Source organism: Emergencia timonensis (assembly GCF_900086585.1).
Classification (GTDB): domain Bacteria; phylum Bacillota; class Clostridia; order Peptostreptococcales; family Anaerovoracaceae; genus Senimuribacter; species Senimuribacter timonensis.
Genome location: NZ_FLKM01000008.1, coordinates 387081 through 404909 on the forward strand (window position 1 = coordinate 387081; position 17829 = coordinate 404909).

14 protein-coding genes are annotated in these 17829 nt (G+C 39.6%); 12 read left to right on the plus strand and 2 right to left on the minus strand.

Features of this window, described 5'->3' with window-relative positions; translation table 11 throughout:
- Window positions 1-72 precede the first annotated feature (72 nt).
- From dnaN to BN6539_RS03115, 7 genes are all read left to right on the plus strand, one after another.
- The gene (gene dnaN / locus BN6539_RS03085) at window positions 73-1188 is read left to right on the plus strand and encodes a DNA polymerase III subunit beta (protein ID WP_067533749.1); all 1116 of its coding nucleotides are present in this window, start codon (window positions 73-75) and stop codon (window positions 1186-1188) included.
- 1 nt (window position 1189) lies between these two features.
- Window positions 1190-2287, plus strand: a complete 1098-nt coding sequence (recF, locus tag BN6539_RS03090; protein ID WP_067533752.1) for a DNA replication/repair protein RecF — start codon at window positions 1190-1192, stop codon at window positions 2285-2287.
- Window positions 2288-2480: 193 nt separating this feature from the next.
- Window positions 2481-4412 carry a DNA topoisomerase (ATP-hydrolyzing) subunit B gene (gene gyrB, locus BN6539_RS03095; RefSeq protein ID WP_067533755.1) on the plus strand — a complete coding sequence of 644 codons (1932 nt, stop codon included), beginning with the start codon at window positions 2481-2483 and terminating at the stop codon, window positions 4410-4412.
- Between the two features lie 17 nt (window positions 4413-4429).
- On the plus strand, window positions 4430-6937 hold the full coding sequence (gene gyrA, locus BN6539_RS03100; RefSeq protein WP_067533758.1) for a DNA gyrase subunit A: 2508 nt from the start codon (window positions 4430-4432) through the stop codon (window positions 6935-6937).
- 165 nt (window positions 6938-7102) lie between these two features.
- A complete protein-coding gene (locus tag BN6539_RS03105; RefSeq protein ID WP_067533761.1) occupies window positions 7103-7501 on the plus strand; it encodes an ATP-binding protein in 399 nt (132 codons plus the stop codon).
- On the plus strand, window positions 7498-8232 hold the full coding sequence (locus BN6539_RS03110) for a SigB/SigF/SigG family RNA polymerase sigma factor (protein WP_067533764.1): 735 nt from the start codon (window positions 7498-7500) through the stop codon (window positions 8230-8232). The genes BN6539_RS03105 and BN6539_RS03110 overlap by 4 nt, the downstream gene beginning before the upstream one ends.
- A 2-nt stretch (window positions 8233-8234) precedes the next feature.
- Complete coding sequence (locus BN6539_RS03115) at window positions 8235-8684, plus strand: C-GCAxxG-C-C family protein (RefSeq protein ID WP_067533767.1); 450 nt, start codon at window positions 8235-8237, stop codon at window positions 8682-8684.
- On the opposite strand, the gene BN6539_RS03120 is transcribed toward BN6539_RS03115, so the two are convergent.
- Together BN6539_RS03120 and BN6539_RS03125 are read right to left on the minus strand one after the other, a co-directional pair.
- Entirely contained in the window at window positions 8668-10020 is a 1353-nt protein-coding gene (locus tag BN6539_RS03120; protein WP_082907329.1) for a HAMP domain-containing sensor histidine kinase, read from the minus strand. The genes BN6539_RS03115 and BN6539_RS03120 overlap by 17 nt on opposite strands.
- Before the next feature lie 3 nt (window positions 10021-10023).
- Complete coding sequence (locus tag BN6539_RS03125) at window positions 10024-10701, minus strand: response regulator transcription factor (protein ID WP_067533770.1); 678 nt, start codon at window positions 10699-10701, stop codon at window positions 10024-10026.
- 154 nt (window positions 10702-10855) lie between these two features.
- Between BN6539_RS03125 and BN6539_RS03130 the strand changes: the two genes are divergently transcribed.
- The 5 genes from BN6539_RS03130 to BN6539_RS03150 all read left to right on the plus strand — a co-directional run bounded on the left by BN6539_RS03130 (window position 10856) and on the right by BN6539_RS03150 (window position 17792).
- Window positions 10856-11983 (plus strand): PepSY domain-containing protein, encoded by a 1128-nt coding sequence (locus BN6539_RS03130; protein ID WP_067533773.1) that lies wholly within the window; start codon window positions 10856-10858, stop codon window positions 11981-11983.
- A 183-nt stretch (window positions 11984-12166) separates the two neighbouring features.
- A complete protein-coding gene (locus tag BN6539_RS03135; RefSeq protein WP_067533776.1) occupies window positions 12167-13555 on the plus strand; it encodes a sigma-54-dependent transcriptional regulator in 1389 nt (462 codons plus the stop codon).
- A 182-nt stretch (window positions 13556-13737) separates the two neighbouring features.
- Entirely contained in the window at window positions 13738-14922 is a 1185-nt protein-coding gene (locus BN6539_RS03140) for a M20 metallopeptidase family protein (RefSeq protein WP_067533779.1), read from the plus strand.
- Window positions 14923-14972: 50 nt separating this feature from the next.
- Complete coding sequence (locus BN6539_RS03145) at window positions 14973-17132, plus strand: ATP-dependent helicase (RefSeq protein WP_067533782.1); 2160 nt, start codon at window positions 14973-14975, stop codon at window positions 17130-17132.
- An 18-nt stretch (window positions 17133-17150) separates the two neighbouring features.
- Window positions 17151-17792, plus strand: a complete 642-nt coding sequence (locus tag BN6539_RS03150; protein ID WP_067533785.1) for a hypothetical protein — start codon at window positions 17151-17153, stop codon at window positions 17790-17792.
- Window positions 17793-17829: the final 37 nt, after the last annotated feature.

Genomic DNA, 17829 nt, shown 5'->3' on the forward strand with positions numbered 1-17829 from the left:
CAGATTCAACAGCCCCTACTACTATTACTACTAAATTCTTATAAGAAAAAGATGGCATTTTGGAGGTTAAAAATGAGATTTGAATGCAACCAACAATTATTAACGAAAGCGTTAAATATAGTTTCAAAAGCAGTAACATCAAGAACAACCATTCCTATTTTGAAAGGAATCCTTTTAGAAGTATCAGAAGACGGCAAATTAAAAATGTCAGCATCAGACCTTGATATTACTATAGAAGAAACCGTAGAAATAGAAGCGGGTGTCAGCGGAAGCATTGTTGTACAGTCTAAACTGTTTGGCGATATCATAAGAAAGCTTCCAAACGCTACAGTATCTATCGAACTTATTGATACAAACGTCGTCATCAAATGTATGAATTCGGAATTCAGTATCATCGGTCTATCAGCTGATGAGTTCCCTAGCATTAAAAATATAGAAGAAAACCCAGATTACATTACTTTCGACAAGACGATCCTCAAAGAGATGATTAGAAAGACCTCTTTTGCAGCCAGTGTAGATGAGTCAAAGGGTGTTATCACAGGTATTTTAATTGAATTATTAAACGACGAAATCAATATGGTTGCTATTGACGGCTACAGAATGGCCATCACTAGAGAAGCGATGGTAAATCTGGAAGAAAAAAATGTCATTATATCAGCCAAGATTATGAATGAAATCAGCAAAATCTTAAGCGAAGCTTCAGAGGAAGAGGAAAATGTAAAACTTCTATTAAATGACAAGAAAGCTATTTTCATTATCGGTAATGTCAAAGTCGTTTTGAGACTTCTCGACGGCGAATTCATTAAATATAAGGATGTCTTACCGAAGGATAATAAGATAAAAGTAAAAGTAAGCAGAAGTGATTTGATGGAAAGTATTGAGAGAGCTTCCCTGCTTTCAAAAGAAGGAAAGAATAATCTCATTAAATTTGCCATCAAGGACACCATTGTCACCATTACTTCAAAATCTGAAGAAGGTAATGTAAGAGAAGAAGTCCTTATCAATAAGGAAGGCGACGATTTGGACATCGGATTTAATGCAAAATATGTCTTAGATGTGTTGAAATCCATCGATGATGAAGAAATCTACATGTTATTCAATACCAGCATTACGCCGTGTCTTGTAGAACCGATCAGCGGAGATTCTTTTGAATATCTGATCCTGCCAGTCAGAATCACTAATAATTAATATGTTTATCAAAGACATTGAACTGACAAATTTTAGAAATTATGACATACTGAAAACTGATTTTAATCAGAATGTCAACTTAATACTGGGAAACAATGCACAAGGAAAGACCAATCTGCTGGAAGGTATCTACCTCACATCGATTGGTCGATCTTTTCGTACAAATAAAGACAGCGATTTAGTCAATTTTCAAAAAGAGATGGCTCGAATTAAAGTCAATGCGGAAAAAGCCTATTTTGATACCTCCGTGGAGATCACCATAAAGAAGGATTCAAAGAAATCTATTAAGAAAGACGGTACGACGATAAAGAAGACTTCGGAGCTTTTAGAAAACATTTTAATCGTCATCTTTTCACCGGAGGACTTAAAAATTGTAAAGGACGAGCCGGAGAAGCGAAGAAAGTTTATTGATAGGGAGTTATGTCAGATACAGCCGCTCTATTACGACAGCCTCAGCAATTATAAGAAAACTTTGGCGCAGAGGAATACCTATCTAAAAGAAGAAGCCATTGACAACAGTATTTTGGATTTATGGGACGTGCAGCTCGCGCAATATGGGGCAAGGATTATAACGATTAGAGATCAGTTTGTACGGAAAATTAGCGGTTATAGCGGAAAGATACACAGCAGCATCACCAACGAAAAGGAAAGTCTTTTTTTAGAGTATAATCCCAACATCGATTTAAAAGATGATATAGAGGAACAAGAGGGTTATTTCTATGACGAGATAAAAAAATCTTTTAAAAATGACTTAAGACAGAGAACGACAACAAAAGGGCCTCATAAAGATGACATTTCTTTTTATGTCAACGGCATCAACATGAGAAGTTTCGGTTCTCAAGGGCAGCAGCGAACCTGTGCCCTTGCATTAAAACTGGCTGAATTGAATTTGATCAAAGAAGAGACGGAAGAAGATGCAATCCTTTTGCTGGATGATGTGATGAGTGAGCTAGATATTGAAAGACAAAAATATCTGATTAAGACATTGAAGGAAAATCAGCTTTTTATCACGACGACAGATATCGACAAAAATTTAATGACCTCTTTTCCAGATGCGAAATTGATATACATTCACAATGGGAAAATTACAGAAAATTAAACCTATTAAAATTTACGACATATATCGGCAATTTTTAATAGGTTTTTTGGTGTCAAATTTTCGTTTTTACGGATTTTTACGCGCTATGATGAGAAAAATCATAAAATGTTCGTATTTTCTTGTCAAATCGAAGATTTTGATATATAATGTTAAAGTATGTTAAAAGGCAAATTTATACAAAGGTGGGTGTAATATGAGTACAGAAGAAAAAAATAACAATCAATATGATGCCGCCCAAATACAAGTACTGGAAGGTCTGGAAGCTGTCAGAAAAAGACCGGGTATGTATATAGGAAGTACAGGTCCGAGAGGGCTTCATCATTTGGTTTACGAAGTTGTAGATAACAGTGTCGACGAAGCGTTAGCCGGTTACTGTAAGAAGATAGATGTAACGATTCAAAAAGACAATTCCATCATGGTTGAAGACGACGGAAGAGGTATGCCAGTCGATAACCACCCGAAATTAGGGATACCTGCAGTCGAAGTCATTCACACCGTGCTTCATGCAGGCGGTAAGTTCGGCGGCGGCGGATATAAAGTGTCCGGCGGTCTTCACGGTGTAGGCGCATCTGTCGTCAATGCCCTTTCCACGAAGATGGAAGTAGAGATCAAAAGAAATGGCAAAATCTACAGACAGGAGTACAGACAGGGTAAGACCGTCATGCCCCTGACTGAAGTGGGAGAATCAAAGAAAACTGGTTCCAAAAGTATTTTCTGGCCAGATCCTGAAATTTTTCAAGAGTCAGTAGAATTTGATTATGAAACCCTTCAGCACAGGCTGAGAGAAATGGCATTTCTCAACAAAGGAATCAAGATCACTCTGACAGATGAAAGAGACGGCAAAAAGAAAAAAGACGTCTTCCATTTTGAAGGCGGATTGAAAGAGTTTGTAAAATTCCTCAATAACAACAAAGATGCGTTACATGAAGAAGCCATCTACTTTGAGATCAGTAAAAAAGACATGGAATTGGAAGTTGCCATGCAGTATACTGACCGGTATAACGAACTGATTCTCTCTTATGCCAATAATATCAGTACGACAGAAGGCGGCACCCATATGGCCGGCTTTAAATCAGCACTCACCAGAGTTTTTAATGAATATTCAAGAAAAAATAAAATCTTAAAAGATAATGACGATTCCCTTGCCGGTGAAGATGTAAGGGAAGGTTTGACTGCCATTATTTCCGTCAAGCTGACAGAACCGCAGTTTGAAGGACAGACGAAAACAAAGCTTGGAAATACTGAGATGCGAGGTTTTGTTGAAACATCGACCAGCGAAAATCTCATGGCTTTCTTAGAGGAGCATCCCAATGAAGCAAGAATCATCGTCGACAAATGTTTAAGAGCTTCTCGCGCCAGAGAAGCCGCCAGAAAAGCGAGAGAACTGACGAGAAGAAAGAGCGCACTGGATAGTATCGCTTTGCCAGGCAAATTGGCCGACTGTTCAGAAAAGGACCCGGCTAAATCAGAAATCTTCTTAGTCGAGGGTGACTCCGCCGGCGGAAGTGCAAAACAGGGACGAGACAGAATGAGACAAGCCATCCTGCCTCTTAGAGGTAAGATCCTCAATGTAGAGAAAGCAAGACTGGACAGAATTCTCAATTCTGACGAAATTAAAAACATGATTACCGCCTTTGGCTGCGGAATCGGCAACGAATTTGATGAGACCAAACTGAGGTATCACAAAATCATCATCATGACCGATGCCGACGTTGACGGCGCCCATATCAGAACACTGCTATTGACTTTTTTCTTCAGATATATGACACCGCTCATTGAAGGAGGTTATGTTTATGCTGCGAAACCGCCTCTCTTTATGACGAAGAGAAACAAGGAAGTATATTACACTTACAGTGAACCAGAGCAAGACAGACTGTTAGAAAAGCTGAGCGGCGAAGGGAAAGCCGGAAAGATTGATATTCAGAGATATAAGGGTCTGGGAGAAATGGACTTCCATCAGCTTTGGGAGACTACCATGGACTACAACAACAGGACGTTAATTCAAATTACGATAGATGATGCTGCAGCAGCAGATGAAATCTTCACCATCTTGATGGGCGATAAAGTACCGCCGAGAAAGAAGTTCATAGAAGATAATGCTGACTTAGCAGATATTGATATTTAAGGAAGGAGGGCAAAAAATTGAGTACACTATTAGAAGATACAAGACTAGAACAACATGAGATAGCGAAAGAAATGAAAAAGTCATATATTGACTATTCCATGAGCGTTATCGTCGGACGTGCCCTTCCTGATGTAAGAGACGGCATGAAGCCGGTACACAGAAGAATCCTATATGGTATGCATCAGCTGGGCGTGACACCGGAGAAACCCCATAAGAAATCTGCCCGTATCGTGGGAGAAGTCATGGGTAAGTATCATCCTCACGGTGACAGTTCTATTTATGATGCCATGGTTAGAATGGCACAGGATTTTTCAACTAGATATATGCTGGTAGACGGTCACGGTAACTTTGGTTCCGTCGATGGAGACGGCGCTGCTGCTATGCGTTATACAGAAGCAAAGATGACGCCGTTTTCTCTGCAGATGATCAGAGATATCGAAAAAGAAACGGTAGACTTTATAGATAACTTCGACGGAGAAGAAAAAGAACCGGTGGTATTGCCGAGCAGATATCCTAATCTTCTCGTAAATGGTTCCAACGGTATTGCCGTCGGCATGGCTACATCCATTCCGCCTCATAATTTAGGCGAGGTAATCGACGCTACAGTCAAGTTAATTGACGATGAAGAAGCTACTGTAGAGGATCTGATGAAAATCGTCAAAGGTCCGGACTTCCCTACTGGCGCAATGATTCTCGGAAAAAATGGCATTAGAGACGCCTATAGAACGGGTATCGGCAAAGTAAAAGCAAGATCTTGCTGTGAAATTGAAGAAACCGACAGAGGAAGATCACAGATTATTGTCACTGAAATTCCTTATCAGGTGAATAAAGCAAGACTCATCGAAAAGATGGCAGAGCTGGTGAAAGATAAGAGAGTGGAAGGTATTTCTGCTATTCGTGACGAATCCAACCGAAATGGAATGCGTATCGTCATCGAATTAAAGAGAGATGCAAATCCACAGATCACTTTGAATCGATTGTACAAGCACACCCAGCTACAGGACAGCTACAGCATGATTATGATTGCTTTAGTTGATGGTAAACCGAAAGTCCTCAATCTATATGAGATACTTTCTGAATATCTGAAATTCCAGAAAGAAGTTGTTACAAGAAGAACACAGTTCGATCTTAAAAAGGCAGAGGCGAGAGCGCACATCTTAGAAGGTCTGCGTATTGCCCTCGATAATATCGATGAAATCATCAAAATTATCAGAAGCGCTTATAACGATGCGAAAGAAAAACTGATGGAAAGCTTTGGTCTTTCTGATATCCAGGCACAAGCAATCCTCGACATGAGACTTGCCAGACTGCAGGGATTGGAAAGAGAGAAAATCGATAAAGAATATGCTGAACTGATGGAAAAAATCGCATATTATAACTCCCTGCTGGCGGATGAAAAACTTTTGATGGGCGTCATCAAAGATGAACTTCTGGAAGTGAGAGAAAAATATGCTGACAGCAGAAGAACAAAATTGGTAGCAGATGTGGATGAATTCGACGATGAAGATCTGGTGGAAGAAGAAAAAGTTGCCATCACTCTGACACATCTGGGGTATATCAAGAGAGTTCCATCCGATACCTATAAAGCACAAAAACGCGGGGGTAAAGGTATTACAGGTATTACTACGCGAGAAAACGATTTTGTAAAGGATCTGATTATGACCTCTACTCATGATCATCTGATGTTCTTTACGAATACAGGAAAGGCCCACAAGATTAAAGCCTTTGAAGTTCCAGAAGCGACGAGAACCGCTAAGGGAACGCCTGCAGTCAATTTCCTCAATTTGATGCAGCGTGAAAGAATCACAGCGATTATTCCAGTACAGGAGTTTTCTGACGACAGATATCTGATTGCTGTGACCAAAGACGGTATCATCAAAAAGACACCTCTATCTCAGTTTGATACCCAGAGAAAGACGGGACTGATTGCCATCAATCTGAAGGAAGACGACCAGTTAATCGGCATCAAAGAGACTTCTGGCAGAAATAATGTCATTATCGTTACAAAACACGGCAAGTGTATCTGTTTCTCTGAGGAAGACGTCAGAAGCATGGGCAGAATTGCCGGTGGTGTCAGAGCCATCAAGCTAGAGAAGGGTGACGAAGTTGTCGCAATGGAACTGGTTGAACCGGATCAGGAACTGCTGGTCGTAACCGAAAACGGATACGGAAAGAGAACTTCTGTCAAGGATTATAAGATTCAGGTTAGAGGCGGTAAAGGTCTGCTGACTTATGATAAAACAAAGTTCAAGAAAACTGGCGCTTTGATCGGAGCTATGGTTGTGGATGAAGATGATGAAATTCTGATGATCAACTCAGAAGGTATTATTATCAGAATCAGAGCCGGTGAAGTATCTAAGCTTGGCAGAGCAACTCAGGGAGTAAAAATTATGAAGGTCGGTGATGATACGAAGATTGTCGCCATGGCAAAGGTCATTAAAGAAGATGACGAAGAAGAGGATGACGAAACCGAGCCAAAACCAAAAAAAGCAGAAAAAAATAGCGATGAGCAGATGACACTATAGAAAAACAAATGGCGTATTTATGATAATACGCCATTTTCATTTTGATATTTTGAGGTATATATAGATATAGTAAATAAAAATGCTTGCAATTTGCATGAAGTAAAGCTATTCTATATAGAGAATGCGAAGCAGGCAGATCAGTTTGTTTTGAAGGAGAGAATTTAAATGGATAATTTGAGATTTACAATACCGGGAAAACCGGAATATCTGACTATGGTGAGATTGGCTATTGCTTCTATTGCAACGACTGCTGGTTTTGATCTGGACGCGGCTGAAGACATTAAGAATGCGGTTTCTGAGGCGTGTAAAAACGTATCATGTCACGGTTTTGATGGTTTTTCAGATAAATATGAAGTAGAATGTAATGTTGAGAAGTCGAAGATTGAGATTATCGTAAAGGACGACTGTGAGGCGCATACCTTGGAGAAACTGTCAAAGCCTTGTCAGAACTGCCCAAAGGAAGGCGATATCGGTATTTATATTATTCAATCCCTGATGAATGAAGTTGAATTTGGCAAAGGAAAAGACGGACATAAGTCTATTAGAATGGTGAAGAATTTATGATGGAACAAGAATTGTTTATCAAGTATAAAAACAATCCAAACATAGAGCTCAGAAATGAAATAGTGGAAAAACATCTTTATATGGTAGACATTCTAATTAGAAAATATCTAGGGAAAGGTGTAGAATACGACGACCTTTATCAGGTCGGTGCGTTGGCGCTTGTTTCTGCTGTTGAGAGATTTGACCCGGATAAGGGCTTTGAATTCAGCTCCTTTGCTACCCCGACAATTCTCGGAGAAATCAAGAAGTATTTCAGGGATAAGCAATGGAGTCTTAAAGTGCCCAGAAGACTGAAAGAAATTGCGGCTAAGGTACAAGAAACAAAGGATGCTCTATATACAGAATATCACAGAAAGCCGTCAGTAGAAGAGATTGCAGAAGCTACAGGGTTTAGTGAGGAGCAGATTATTGAGGCCATGGAAGGTTCCCAGGCATATGGGACCTATTCTTTGGACAAGACCTTTGATGATATGGGTGAGGATGGCGAAAGCTCTTTTCTTGAGAAATATACAGGTTTTGACGAAAAGGGCTACGAAAGAATTGAAACTTCAGAAATCATCAATAAGGTTATAGATGGATTTAACGATCAATATCGATATATTTTTAAAGAAAGATTTATCTATAACAGATCGCAGGCTGAAATCGCGAAAACACTTGGTGTTTCGCAGATGACAGTATCAAGAGCAGAAAGAAACATTATCAATCAATTTAGGAGCGAATTGTATAAATAGAGATGGATAGAAGTGATCAAGCGGCTTCTCTATTTAGAGAAGGTTATAACTGTGCACAAGCAGTGTTGTTGGCTTTTGCAGACGTGCTTTCCATTGATAAAAAAACTGCTGCCATGCTCAGTTCCTCTTTTGGCGGCGGCATGGGCAGGCTGAGAGAGGTCTGCGGTGCGGTCAGCAGTATGTTTCTCATTGCAGGCCTGGTCAAGGGATATGACAGGCCAGATGATGATGAGGCAAAAGCGGCGCACTATCAATTGATTCAGACGCTGGCATATAAATTCAAAGAAGAGAATGGTTCCATCATCTGTCGAGAACTTTTAGGTTTGGCAGAAGGAGCCGATTTTTTTATGCCAGCAAAAAGGACGGAAAGCTATTACGCCGACCGTCCCTGTGAAAAACTCGTCGCTGATGCCGCAGAGATTATGGAGAACTATCTTAGAGAATTACGGTAAATTCACTGCCCTCCCCTAGTTCGCTTTTGACTGATACTTCCCCATTATGCGCTTCTGCAATCCATTTTACCATGGCAAGACCGAGACCAAAGCTGTTTTCCTCCGCTGTTCTGGATTTATCCACCTTATAGAACCGGCGGAAGATATTTGCCTGGTCTTCTTTTTTGATACCAATGCCATTGTCTTTTATGACGATTTTTATGCGATCTTCTTTTGTTAAGGAAAGTTCCACCTTAGGATTGCTGCATGAACGGCTGTATTTAATAGCGTTGGTCAACAAATTGATAATCATTCTCATAATCAATGTTTCATCTGCGTCGATTTCAATATCCTTTTGAATGTTGCTGCTTAAACGTACACCGTTGTCTTCGGCCATCAAAGTCAGTTCATCAATAATGCTTTCACATAAAAGAGATAGATTGAAATCCTCCTTGTCTAATGCTTTTTCTTTGTCTATGGTTCTGGAAACTTGCAGGAGCTGCTGAATCAAGGACATCGTTCTCATACATTGCTTCTGAATGATTTCAAGAGATTCGATGTAGACTGCCGTCTGACGATTTTCCTGCAGTGTATATTCGCATTCCGCTAAAATAACGGAAATCGGCGTTTTTAATTCATGGGAAACGTCAGAAGAAAATTCTTTTTCTGATTGGAACGCATTTTCCAGTCTTTCTATCATTTGGTTCAGGGTTTCCGTCAGATAATAAAGCTCGTCTTTATTTTCTCCCTGTGGTAACCGCTTTGAAAGATCGCTGCCGTTGTTGATGGAATTTGCTGCATTGGTAATTCTGGCAACTGGTTCAAAGGCTCTCTTTGTAATTCTTCTGCCTGCAAGGATAGCAATAATCAGAATGATTGGCAGAATGATAATCATGATACTCATGATGGACTTTAACGTTGCTGCCGCATTGTCCATGTCGTAGATGCCTCGGACCCAAATCCCCTGCCCGTTCTCATAGGTATTATACAGGTCATAAACAAGCCAGGTGTTCTCTTCTGCCTTTATCTCTTCGTAATCTCCCTGTGTCAAAGGTGTATAGGAGGGAAAATCTCTTGGAACAGAGCCCTTAATTAACTTTCCGTCTTCACTGTAAACCAGCAGAGTTACGCCTCGATAGTAGGAATCAAAATCATTGTCTATTTCGATAATATCATTTTCATATTCTATATCATCGAAGGAATTCTGAACTGCTTTCATTACCGTATCCTTGGACACAACGGTGGTCTGCCTGCTGGCAGTAAACAGAAAGACTCCAAAAACTAAAACGGTAATAACAACTAAAACCAGGGAATAGTAGAGAGTCACTCTTTTTCTTATTGAACTGTTTTTCATCATGATTTACTCTTCACTCTTTATCACATAACCCAGTCCCCGAACCGTTTGGATCAGTTTCTGATCGAATTTAGCGTCAATTTTATTCCGTAGTGTACGTATATACACGTCTATGATATTGCTGCCGCCCTCGTAATCATAATTCCAAATATGCTGCTGAATTTTTTCTCTGGAGAGTACGATTTCTTTATTGTGCATTAAGTATTCCAGAATCGAGTATTCTTTGGCGGTCAAGGTAATCTCTTTCCCCTCTCTTATGGCGACCTTCTTATCGGTATCTAAAGTCAGCGGTCCCACAGTCAGAAAATTATCCACCCTTTCTACCCCGCTTCGTCTGATCATGACCCGAATTCTAGCAGAAAGCTCCTCCAGGGAAAAAGGTTTGGTCAAATAATCATCCGCTCCGCTGTCAAGTCCGGTAACTTTGTCTTCAACTGTATTCTTTGCAGTTAGCAGCAAAACCGGCGTTTTTAATTTTTTTGACCTCACTTTTTTTAAAACTGCAATGCCGTCAATACCGGGAAGCATGATATCCAAAATAATGGCGTCGTATTCCGTCCCTTCTATGTAATCAATGGCATCACTTCCATTGTAACAAGTATCTATGGTATAACCCTCTGCTTTTAAATGCTTGGCTATAGTCTGGCAAAGTCTCTTTTCATCTTCTACTATCAGTAATTTCATAATTTCACCCCTTTTCTTGATGTTAGTTTAATGATATATCAAAAAAATTAATTTTCAATGAAATTTTTCATTTTAATTTCATTTTGAATGTTTATTATATGGATACACTCAAAGAATAATACTTGAAAGACAAATATATGAGGAGGAAAGAACAATGTCAAAATTCATAAACAAAAGAAACGGCATCATAGCCGCCATCGCTGTTGTCTTAGTTATAGCAGCAATTATCTTTTCCACAACCTTCACTCAAGCCATGACGCTGGATGAAGCAAAAGAAATCGCACAGAAGTATGTACCTTCTACTGCAACTTTTGTAACAAGTGAAGAAGAGGAAAACAAATTTGAAGTGATGTTCCACGACGATAAGAATGAAGAAGGATTTGAAGTGGAAATCAATAAGGAAACAAAACAGGTTAAAAAAGTAGAGTCTCAATTGGATAACGATTTGGGCAGCAAAACCGTAAAGTTAAGTGAGAGTGAAGTAAAAGATGTCGTAAAAAAAGCATTTGAAGGCATCACCAGCATCTCTGTCAATTTGACAAAGGATAATGGTCTGTACGAGTATGAAGTGGATTTTAAGTCCAATGATTTCTATGGAAACGCAGATGTAAATCCTGAAACAGGCGCAATTTTGGAAAGCACCATTAAATATGGCACGGCCATAACAATTCCAACAGACGACCAAAATAAAGGCGATATCCTGAGCTATAAAGAAGCTGAAAAAGCAGCCATTAAAGAAGCAGGCGGCGGCTTTGTAAAGGACATCGACCTTGAAAGAAAAAATGGAAACTATTATTACGAGATTGAATTGGTCAAGGATAACGTAGAGTATGACTATATTGTCGATGCAAAGACTGGAAAGGTTACCCTTGAACATGAACATGACAGTTACTTTGATTATGACGATGATGATGACTGGGATGATGATGACGAATACCATCCTGGTACCACAGGCGGCAATAGTGGAAACAATACCGCAAGTGGAAATACCGGAAACTCTGGTTCCACTTCAGGCAGCACGACTAGCGGAAACAGCGGACTGATTTCTGTAGAAAAAGCTAAGAGTATTGTTTTAGCAAAAATTCCTGGGGCCACAATCGTTAAGATTCATTTGGAAAAAGATGACGGAATTTATATCTACGAAGGTGAGGCCAGACTGGGAAATTACGAATATGATTTCGAGATTAACGCATCCTCTGGTGTAATCATTGACTGGGATAAAGACCGTATCGATCATGACGATGACGATGATGATGATTGGGACGACGAATGGGACGATTAAATTAAAAATAAAAAGACGGCGAATAGCCGTTTTTTTTATGCAAAAAAACTGGAACTTGACAGATGAAAATTGTAATATAAAAATAGTATATGAAAATAAAAATATTTAATTTATTATGATAACTTTAGGTGTGAAATGTAAATTATATTTATTTGAGCTATTGCAGAAAGGAGAGATTTTTAAATGAAAGAAAAAATTTTAATTATTGATGATGAAGTGAATATATGCACTTCTCTTGTTCTAGCTCTCAAAACCAAATATGAAGTTATGATTGTTGATAATGCGTCAGATGGGCTATTTTGTTTTCAAGCTGACCATTTTTCTGTTTGCTTAATGGATTTAAATGTAGACAGCAGGAATGAAATGGAATTAATAAAAGAGATAAAAGAAATTGATGACAAGGTAATTATTATAATTATGACAGCTTATACTTCTGTCAGCGACTCTATGGAAGCTATAAAAAATGGCGCCTATACATATTTAATTAAACCTCTTGACATACAGGAACTATTTTTAGTTATTAAGAGGGCTTTGAAATATCGCTATCTCGATGAAAGAGTGGAGTATTTGAGCCAAAAACTGGAGGAAAAAAACACTTATCATGGAATTATTGGTAAGAGCCCCCAAATGCAGGACGTATTTCAAATGATTGAAAAAGTGAAAAATCTGACAACTAGTGTATTGGTTACAGGCAAAAGTGGTACAGGTAAAGAATTAGCAGCAAGAGCCCTTCACTATTCTAGTGGAAGAAAACAATATCATTTTGAAGATGTAAACTGTGCCGCTATACCAGAAAGCCTATTAGAAGAAGAATTATTTGGCCATAAAAAAGGTTCTTTTACTGGCGCTATAGCGAATAAGATGGGCAGATTTGAATACGCAGATAATGGAACGATATTTTTAGATGAAATTGGTGATATGTCATTATCTTTACAGGCAAAGCTGCTTAGGGTCTTGCAGCAACGTGAAGTGACGCCAATAGGAAGTAATATAACAAAGAAATTAAACATTAGGGTTATTGCTGCTACAAACAAGGATTTAAAAAAAATGGTTGAAGAAGGAAGCTTTAGAAGTGATCTTTATTTTAGATTGAAAGTAATCGAAATTAAAATGCCAGAATTAAAAGCGCACAGACAGGATATTCCTCTTTTATGCAGTCACTTTATTCACCACTATAACCAGCAACAGGGAAAAAACGTACAATACTTAACGAAAGAAGCAGAAAAAATTCTTATGACATACCATTTCCCTGGTAATATTCGTGAACTATCCAATATTTTGGAATATGCTATGATTATGTGTGATGGAAAAATAATCAAAACGGGAGATTTACCTGAGGAAGTACAAGCTGTAAATAACAGAGGATTTACAGTAAATCGTATTTTTAAAGAAGATCTGTCAGGATTGACATTAAAAGAGGCAGAAAAGAAAATTATCTTGCAGGCGCTTGAAGAAAATCAGTGGAATCGCAGAGTTACAGCAGAAAAATTGGGAATTAGTGATAAGGGATTAAGAAATAAAATAACAGAATATGAATTAGTTAAAACAAAAAAGTCGGTAAATAATACCTAGTCGGTAGAATTTACCGACTTTTTTAATTTGAAGGAAATATCTATGAAGTCGATATTGACGGAATAGATTCTGTCATTTCCACGTTTTTTATTTTGCTAACAGTTAAAAAATGCAGAAAGCAAAGCAGTCTAAATTGGCACCATATTTGCATTTATATTATAAAAAAGAAAGGTTGTGAAACTATGCAGAATGTAAAAGATCAGTTTCTACAGTTAGTTGATGATTATAAAGAGCAAGCGATCCGCATGCGACGATATCTCCATCAATACCCTGAAACTGCGGGATGCGAAAAAAATACAACTAATTATATAAAGGAACGGCTGCAGGAAAGCGATATTCAAGTCGTCGACAGCCCCTTTCATACAGGCTTAGTTGCTAAAGTGAATGGCAAAACAGGAGGCAAAAACATCTGTATCCGAGTAGGAATAGACGCTTTACCTGTGAAAGAAGAAAGTGATGTCGACTTTATATCAAAAAATGAGGGCGCCTGTCATTGCTGCGGCCACGATCTTCATATGGCCGCAGCTATCATTTGTGCTAAAATTTTGCATGAAACAAGAAACACCTGGAATGGAAGTGTCGGGTTTATTTTTCAACCTGCGACGGAAACCGGAAAAGGCGCAGAGTATATGATTAGACAGCAGGTCTTAAAAATTTTACGTCCAGATGTAATTCTCGGTTTTCATTGCTGGCCTGAGCTTATGGTAGGAAGCGTCGGGGTGCGTCGGGGGCCAATGATGGCAGCATCAGATTCTATAAAAATCATAATTGAGGGCAAAAGTGGTTCAGCAGCACATCCTCATAAGTGTGTAGATCCCATTTTAATTTCTACCTATGTTATGCAGCTGTTACAAAATATTGTTTCCCGTGAATGCAGCCCAGTTGAACCAGTGGTAATTACAATTGGTAAAATAATCGGCGGTACTGGAGGTGATTCGATTCCTAATATAGTAGAAATGGAAGGAACTGTTCGCACTTTACGGGCTGCACAACGTATCTGTATTAGAAAGGCCATTTCACGTACCGTAGAACATACCGCGGCAGCAATGGGAGGTACAGGTCATGTAACCTTTATAGAGAATGGAGATTCTGTGATTTGTGATGAAATAGTAGCCTCTTATTTGGAAGAAGCTGCTGCTTATGTCGCGACAGGGCCTATAGATCAATTACAAAAACCTTCTATGGGTATGGAAGATTTTTCTTATTATTTGCGAGACCTGCCAGGTGCTTACTTCAGAATCGGTACTGCCAACAAGCAGTCCGCCTCAAAACTGCCCCTTCACAACCCGGCGCTCATCTTTGATGAGGATGCTATTTTAGTTGCATGTAAAATTCTCCTGCAGTTTACGGCCATCTATAACACTTGATTTATATTACAGATACAGTATAATGATGTTATAAATAAGGGGGTGAAGCAGTGGAAGAAAGTATGAAGGGGCTGAATGCAGCGCAGGAGGAAGCGGTTACCTCCACAGAAGGTTTTATTCGCGTCATAGCCGGAGCCGGTTCCGGTAAGACGCGGGCTCTTTCACAGCGATTCGCCTATTTGGTTAACGAAATTGGGATTTTGCCAGGCAACATTCTCTGTGTAACTTTTACCAATAAGTCGGCCAACGAGATGCGCCAGCGTATCCATCATCTGACGGGAGATAATGATACCGGTTATATCTGCACCTTTCACAGTTTCTGCGTCTCGATTTTACAGGAAGACAGCAATGCTGTCCAATATCCGAAAAGCTTTTTGGTATTAGATAATTCCGATATCGACGCTATGCTAAAGATTATTTATGAGGAACGGAATCTGACGCTGCGAAATATGACCTTCAGCAAAGCGCGGGACATGATTGAAATCCGCAAGATCAGCAAGGAACCGGAATACTATTTGGACATGATTACTATGTCATTGGATACTCTCAGGCAGAAATATGAGGAAGCTGTCAATCCATCGGACATCATCTTCTACGGGTACCTCTATCAAGAAAAGAAATGTTTTGGCTTAGATTATAATGACTTAATCAAATTTTCCCTCTATATCTTTCAAGAAGAGGAAGAAATCCGTCTCAAGTGGCAGAGGCGGCTGGAATATATTATGATTGATGAGTTTCAGGATATTGATGATTTGCAATACAGACTAATGGAAGTTCTGTGCAATCATCACAAAAATCTGTTCATCGTAGGCGACCCTGACCAAACAATCTATACTTGGCGTGGAGCAAACGTCAAGTATTTATTGGATTTTGACAAGGTATTTCCCCATGTTAAAACCATCATGATGATGCAGAATTATCGCTCCACGCCACAGATCCTTTCTGCAGCCAATTCTCTAATAGAAAAGAATCAAAGCCGTATCAAGAAGGAACTTTTACCTACTCTGCCTGGCGGTTTGCCCGTTCTCTGTCATCACGCCGATCATTCCAGGGCAGAGGCCGTTTTTATTGCCGCTAAAATTCAGGAGCTTCACGAAAAAGGAACGCCATATCGGGACATGACCATACTATATCGAGCTCATTACATCACGAGAACCATCGAAGAGATATTTTTGAAAGAAAAAATTCCCTATACGATTTATAGCGGCGTCCAGTTTTTTGGTCGTATGGAAATCAAGGATGCCCTCTCCTACCTGCGAATGATCGCCTACAAAGACGATCTTTCTTTTCTGCGTATCGCCAATGTGCCTAAGCGCAACATCGGGCAACGGCGCTTGGCCTTCTTGCAAGAATACGCAGCGGAGAAAAATTGCACACTGTATGATGCTTTGATTAAAAATATAGAAAACGATATCTTTAAGGGAACAAAAGCCGCCAGTTTTGTTGCACTGATAGAGTCCTTTGCTGCTGACTACGCAGAGCGGCCGATTTCTGAAGTGCTGTCTGCCATTCTCAATGAGAGCGGTTATGAAAGGATGCTGCGCACCGAGGGCAGCCAGGAGCGCCTTGATAATTTAGCGGAGCTAAAGCAGTCTGTCTATGAATATGAGACCTCCTGCGGTGAGGAAAGTACCTTGGAACATTATTTGACGCACATCGCGTTGTTCACAAACAGTGATGCAGAAGATCGCAGTGATAAAGTCAAGCTGATGACTGTCCACACCGCCAAAGGCTTGGAATTTCCATATGTCTTTCTCTGTGCTATGAATGAGGGAATCTTTCCATCAAAGAAAACAAACACACTGCAAGCTATGGAAGAGGAACGCCGTTTGGCTTTTGTGGCTATGACCCGAGCAGAAAAACGGTTGTACCTCACAGAAGCGGAGGGGCGTAATTTTGACGGTTCTCCTCGTTACCCTTCCCGCTTTTTGCTGGATATCGATGAAACACTCCTGGCCTATACCCAAAAGCCGCAGGATCATCTGATTGCGAAGGCACAGGACTATATCAACTTCAACAGCCGTTATCTCTTGGATCACTCACAGGGTCAGCATTTTGCCAGGGGTCAGAGAATCAAACACAGTATCTTTGGACCAGGGACCATTGTTGAAGTGGACATGGAAAAAGCAGCCTATACGATTCAATTTGAAAAGATAGAAACGCCGCGAACCATTACTTTTCGAGCGAAACTGGAAGTCCTCCAAGGATAAGAGAAAAGAGAGTTTTTTATGATTATTTACTTAGGCAATAAAGCGACAGAACGAGACACTCTGGATTTTCTGACAGATATGTTAGCCGATGGTTATAGCTTTAGAGGACTTACCATGGGTTATGGCAAGTTAAAATATACAGGACATCACGATCGCAGCAATAAGATCGGCGTCATGTCAAAGGATGATTACGATAAATTGTCAGAGCAGGAGAAGAAGGACTTTAAATATATAGACGAGACAGGCGAAAACGTCTTTTATCAGACGAAGAAAACCATTGGGGATAACAACTTCTATCGAAATAAAAAAGAAGAGAAAGAACGAAATCCTTCAAATTACATCATTGGAGGACTAGTCGTCCTTGCCGTTATGGCGGTAATCGTAAAAGTGCTACTATCCATGGACACACAGGGCGTCTTCAAAACATTAGGTGAAATTTTTCTGCAGCCGATCGTTTTTTTTATGGTATTTCTGCCTGCTCTGATCTGGATTTTAGCTTGGATCGCACATAAATTAATCATAAAAACCATTGAAGCAGATGACAACAGAGAAAACCGAAAAAAGGCCAGAAAAACCAAACTACTCTACAATACGGTGATGCAGATTGCCGCTTTTCTGATACAGATCGGTGTTGCTTTGGCTCCACTGCTGCATCATTGAATGCAGCAATTTTCATCTTTTGCTTCTTTTTTAAAGC

What these genes read in the sequence shown, in the direction of transcription:
- dnaN (WP_067533749.1), top strand. Translation starts at nt 73, where the DNA reads ATGAGATTTGAATGCAACCAACAATTATTAACGAAAGCGTTAAATATA.
- recF (WP_067533752.1), top strand. Translation starts at nt 1,190, where the DNA reads ATGTTTATCAAAGACATTGAACTGACAAATTTTAGAAATTATGACATA.
- gyrB (WP_067533755.1), top strand. Translation starts at nt 2,481, where the DNA reads ATGAGTACAGAAGAAAAAAATAACAATCAATATGATGCCGCCCAAATA.
- BN6539_RS03105 (WP_067533761.1), top strand. Translation starts at nt 7,103, where the DNA reads ATGGATAATTTGAGATTTACAATACCGGGAAAACCGGAATATCTGACT.
- BN6539_RS03110 (WP_067533764.1), top strand. Translation starts at nt 7,498, where the DNA reads ATGATGGAACAAGAATTGTTTATCAAGTATAAAAACAATCCAAACATA.
- BN6539_RS03115 (WP_067533767.1), top strand. Translation starts at nt 8,235, where the DNA reads ATGGATAGAAGTGATCAAGCGGCTTCTCTATTTAGAGAAGGTTATAAC.
- BN6539_RS03120 (WP_082907329.1), bottom strand. Translation starts at nt 10,020, where the DNA reads ATGATGAAAAACAGTTCAATAAGAAAAAGAGTGACTCTCTACTATTCC.
- BN6539_RS03125 (WP_067533770.1), bottom strand. Translation starts at nt 10,701, where the DNA reads ATGAAATTACTGATAGTAGAAGATGAAAAGAGACTTTGCCAGACTATA.
- BN6539_RS03130 (WP_067533773.1), top strand. Translation starts at nt 10,856, where the DNA reads ATGTCAAAATTCATAAACAAAAGAAACGGCATCATAGCCGCCATCGCT.
- BN6539_RS03135 (WP_067533776.1), top strand. Translation starts at nt 12,167, where the DNA reads ATGAAAGAAAAAATTTTAATTATTGATGATGAAGTGAATATATGCACT.
- BN6539_RS03140 (WP_067533779.1), top strand. Translation starts at nt 13,738, where the DNA reads ATGCAGAATGTAAAAGATCAGTTTCTACAGTTAGTTGATGATTATAAA.
- BN6539_RS03150 (WP_067533785.1), top strand. Translation starts at nt 17,151, where the DNA reads ATGATTATTTACTTAGGCAATAAAGCGACAGAACGAGACACTCTGGAT.